The 3,296-nt window shown below is 71.0% G+C and carries 4 protein-coding genes; 1 reads left to right on the top strand and 3 read right to left on the bottom strand.

The window, feature by feature from the left end:
* The coding region (locus ASG00_RS18370) for an alpha-hydroxy acid oxidase (RefSeq protein WP_235559545.1) at positions 1 to 701 on the top strand (701 nt) is incomplete at its 5' end.
* On the opposite strand, the gene ASG00_RS11840 is transcribed toward ASG00_RS18370, so the two are convergent.
* The 3 genes from ASG00_RS11840 to ASG00_RS18365 all read right to left on the bottom strand — a co-directional run.
* Positions 685 to 1,530, bottom strand: coding sequence for a transglutaminase family protein (locus ASG00_RS11840; RefSeq protein WP_056209833.1), 846 nt, complete (start codon positions 1,528 to 1,530; stop codon positions 685 to 687). The two genes, ASG00_RS18370 and ASG00_RS11840, sit on opposite strands and share 17 nt — an antisense overlap.
* Positions 1,527 to 2,459: an alpha-E domain-containing protein gene (locus ASG00_RS11835; protein ID WP_045246489.1), complete on the bottom strand. Its 933-nt coding sequence runs from the start codon at positions 2,457 to 2,459 to the stop codon at positions 1,527 to 1,529. Before ASG00_RS11835 ends, ASG00_RS11840 begins: the two co-directional genes overlap by 4 nt.
* Positions 2,453 to 3,296, bottom strand: an 844-nt coding sequence (locus tag ASG00_RS18365) for a circularly permuted type 2 ATP-grasp protein (RefSeq protein ID WP_235559540.1), incomplete at its 5' end; no start/stop codon positions are given. The genes ASG00_RS11835 and ASG00_RS18365, both read right to left, overlap by 7 nt.

Below are 3,296 nucleotides of genomic sequence, written 5' to 3'. Positions count from 1 at the left end.
CCCCGGTCGCCGGCGCCCGCCTGCGCGACAAGCGCAACGGGTTCTCGATCCCGCCGCAGCTCACCCTCGGCACGATCGTGAACGCGATCCCGCGCCCGTGGTGGTGGTACGACTTCCTCACGACCCCCAAGCTCGAGTTCGCGTCGCTGTCGACCACGGGCGGCACCGTCGGCGAGCTGCTGAATGCGGCGATGGACCCGACGATCTCGTACGACGACCTGGCGGTCATCCGTGAGATCTGGCCGGGGAAGATCGTCGTGAAGGGCGTGCAGAACGTCGAGGACTCGGTTCGCCTCGTCGACCTCGGCGTCGACGGCATCGTGCTCTCCAACCACGGCGGCCGTCAGCTCGACCGCGCTCCCGTGCCGTTCCACCTGCTGCCGCAGGTCGTGCGCGAGGTCGGCCGCGATGCGACCGTCATGGTCGACACGGGCATCATGAACGGCGCGGACATCGTGGCATCCGTCGCCCTCGGCGCGAGGTTCACGCTCATCGGCCGCGCCTACCTCTACGGCCTCATGGCCGGCGGACGCGCGGGCGTCGACCGCACGATCCAGATCCTGCGCACCGAGATCGAGCGCACCATGAAGCTGCTCGGCGTCTCGACGCTCGCGGAGCTCGAGCCGGCGCACGTCACCCAGCTCCACCGCCTCACCCGCGGTCAGGCGGGCGCGGAGGTGCCGGTCACGCCTCGCGCGTGATCGTCACCTTCACCGACAGCTGCGAGGCGTGGCCGCCCGCGTACACGCCTCGCAGCGGCGGCACGTCGTTGTAGTCGCGCCCCCGGCCGACCAGCACGTGCCGATCGCCGATCTCGATGTTGTTGGTCGGGTCGAAGCCCTGCCAGTCGCCGGCGAACCACTCGACCCAGGCGTGTGACTCGCCGGCGACGGCGACGCCGATCTCGGCGTTGGCTTTGGGGTGCAGGTAGCCCGACACGTACCGCGCGGGAATACCCACCGACCGCAGGGCTCCGATCGCGATGTGGGCCATGTCCTGGCAGACGCCCTTGCGTGCGACCCACGCGTCGGCGGCCGTGGAGTGCACGCCGGTCACGCCGTAGACGTACTCGACGGCGTCGCCGATGGCCGCGGTGATCTCGTGCGCGGCCTCGCCCGGGTCGTCGTGGCGGCCGGCGATGGTGGCCGCGATCTCGGCCACCTCGGGGTGGGGCCGGGTGCGGTCTGTCACGGTGAGCTGCTCGACCGTCTCGATCTGCCGCGACGCCTCGACGTGCAGGCGCTCCCACGTGATGCCCGCGTGCTCGATCGGGCGGGGACGCACCTCGACGAGCGAGCGGGCGGTGACCCGCAGAGACGGATGCCGCGACTGCACGTCGAAGCTCGACACCCGCGTGCCGAAGTAGTCGATGTACGAGTTGATGGATGTCGCGGGGTCGATCTCCAGCGACGAGCTCAGCACGAACTGACTGTCGGTCGTGCCGGGGAGCATGCGGGCCTCGTTGTACGACGCGGCGACCTCGCCGCCGTAGCTGAAGCCGGTGATGTGCTCGATGCGTAGGCGCTTCACGGGGTGTCTCCGATCCAGCTGGGCTCGGCCTGCGTCGGGAAGAAGCGCTGGCGGATCGCGTCGGATGCCTCGCGGGTGACCCGCTGCACTCCCCGCATGTGCTCGGGTAGCTCGGCGAGGATCTCGGCGATGGGGCTGTACTCGAGGTCGTTGCGGATGCGTCCGAGAGCCCGCAGCACGGGGTTCGAGACGCCGACGCGGTCCTCGCGCGGGTCGATCGCGCTGACGCACTCCTCGGCGCGCAGGATCGAGTAGATGATCGATCGCGGGAAGAGCCGGTCGAGCAGCAGGAACTCGGCCGCATTGCGGGCGCTCGGCATGCCGCGGTAGGTGCGCAGGTAGGCCTCGTAGGCGCCGCAGGAGCGCAGGATGGTCGTCCAGGACGGACCCGACGCCTCGGTCAGCGACCGGGTCGCGAGCAGCCGCGCGGTCATGTCGGCGCGTTCGATGCTGCGACCCAGCGTGAAGAACTGCCACGCCTCATCGCGGCTCGTCGAGGAGTCGACGACGCCCACGGCGAGCGCCGAGCGCTCGCGCACCCACTGGAAGAACTCGTGCACCTTCTCGGTCTGCAGCCGCCGCGGCATCCGGGCATTGGTGGTGTTGAGGCACTCCCACAGCTCGGTCGAGACGATCTCGCGTGCGCGTCGGGCGTTCTCGCGCGCCGCGTTGAGCGAATAGACGATGCTCGACGGGTTGGCCCGGTCGACGGCGAGGCGGGCGAGCACGTCCTCGCGGGTGACGGGCGCGGCGGTGTCGGCGGGGAACGAGCCCATCACGGCCAGCAGCGACCGGCAGGCGGTGTCCTCGTCGATCCAGGGATCCTCGAGCAGCAGCTGCAGGTGCACGTCGAGGATGCGCGCGGTGCCGTCGGCGCGTTCGACGTAGCGGCCGATCCAGAACAGGCTCTCGGCGATGCGGCTCAGCAGCATGACGCGCCCCCTTCGGCGCAGGCGCGCGCCTGCTGCTGTTGCTCCTGCTGCTCCTGCGTGGTGCGCGGGCGGTCCTGGGGCGAGTGGGTGACCTCGGGGCCGTTCTCGGGAGCGGATGCCGCGCTGCTCGGTGCGCTCGCCACGCTCACGCTCGGCGCGACGGCGCGACCCGCGGCATCCGTCGGGATCACCGGCAGCGCCTGCGTGACGGTCGACGCCTGATCGGCGACGAGGCCCGCGAGCCCCTGGCCCTGGCCGTACTCGACGTGGGAGGGTGCGGCTCCGCCGACGACCCAGGTGTCCTTCGATCCGCCGCCCTGGCTGGAGTTGACGACGAGCTGGCCTTCGGGCAGCGCCACGCGGGTGAGACCGCCGGGGAGCACCCAGATGTCGTCACCGTCGTTGACGGCGAACGGGCGCAGGTCGGCGTGGCGGGGGCGCATGCCGTCCTCCACGAGCGTCGGGATGGTCGAGAGCATCACGACCGGCTGCGCGATCCAGCCGCGCGGGTCGGCGATGAGGGTCTTGCGCAGCGTCTCGAGCTGGGCCTTCGAGGCATCCGGCCCGACGACGAGCCCCTTGCCGCCGGACCCGTCGACGGGCTTGACCACGAGCTCGTCGAGCCGGTCGAGCACCTCTTCGAGCGCTCCCGCGTCCTCGAGCCGCCACGTGTCGACGATCGGGAGCAGCGGCTCCTCGGACAGGTAGTAGCGGATGAGGTCCGGCGTGTAGGTGTAGAGCAGCTTGTCGTCGGCGACGCCGTTGCCGACCGCGTTCGCGATCGTCACGTTGCCCAGGCGGGCCGCCAGCATGAGGCCGGGTGCGCCCAGCATC

The organism is Microbacterium sp. Leaf351 (assembly GCF_001423825.1).
In the GTDB taxonomy this organism is placed as follows: Bacteria; Actinomycetota; Actinomycetes; order Actinomycetales; family Microbacteriaceae; genus Microbacterium; species Microbacterium ginsengisoli.
Note: the sequence above shows the minus strand (reverse complement) of the source record. Positions and strands in the feature narration are given on the sequence as shown.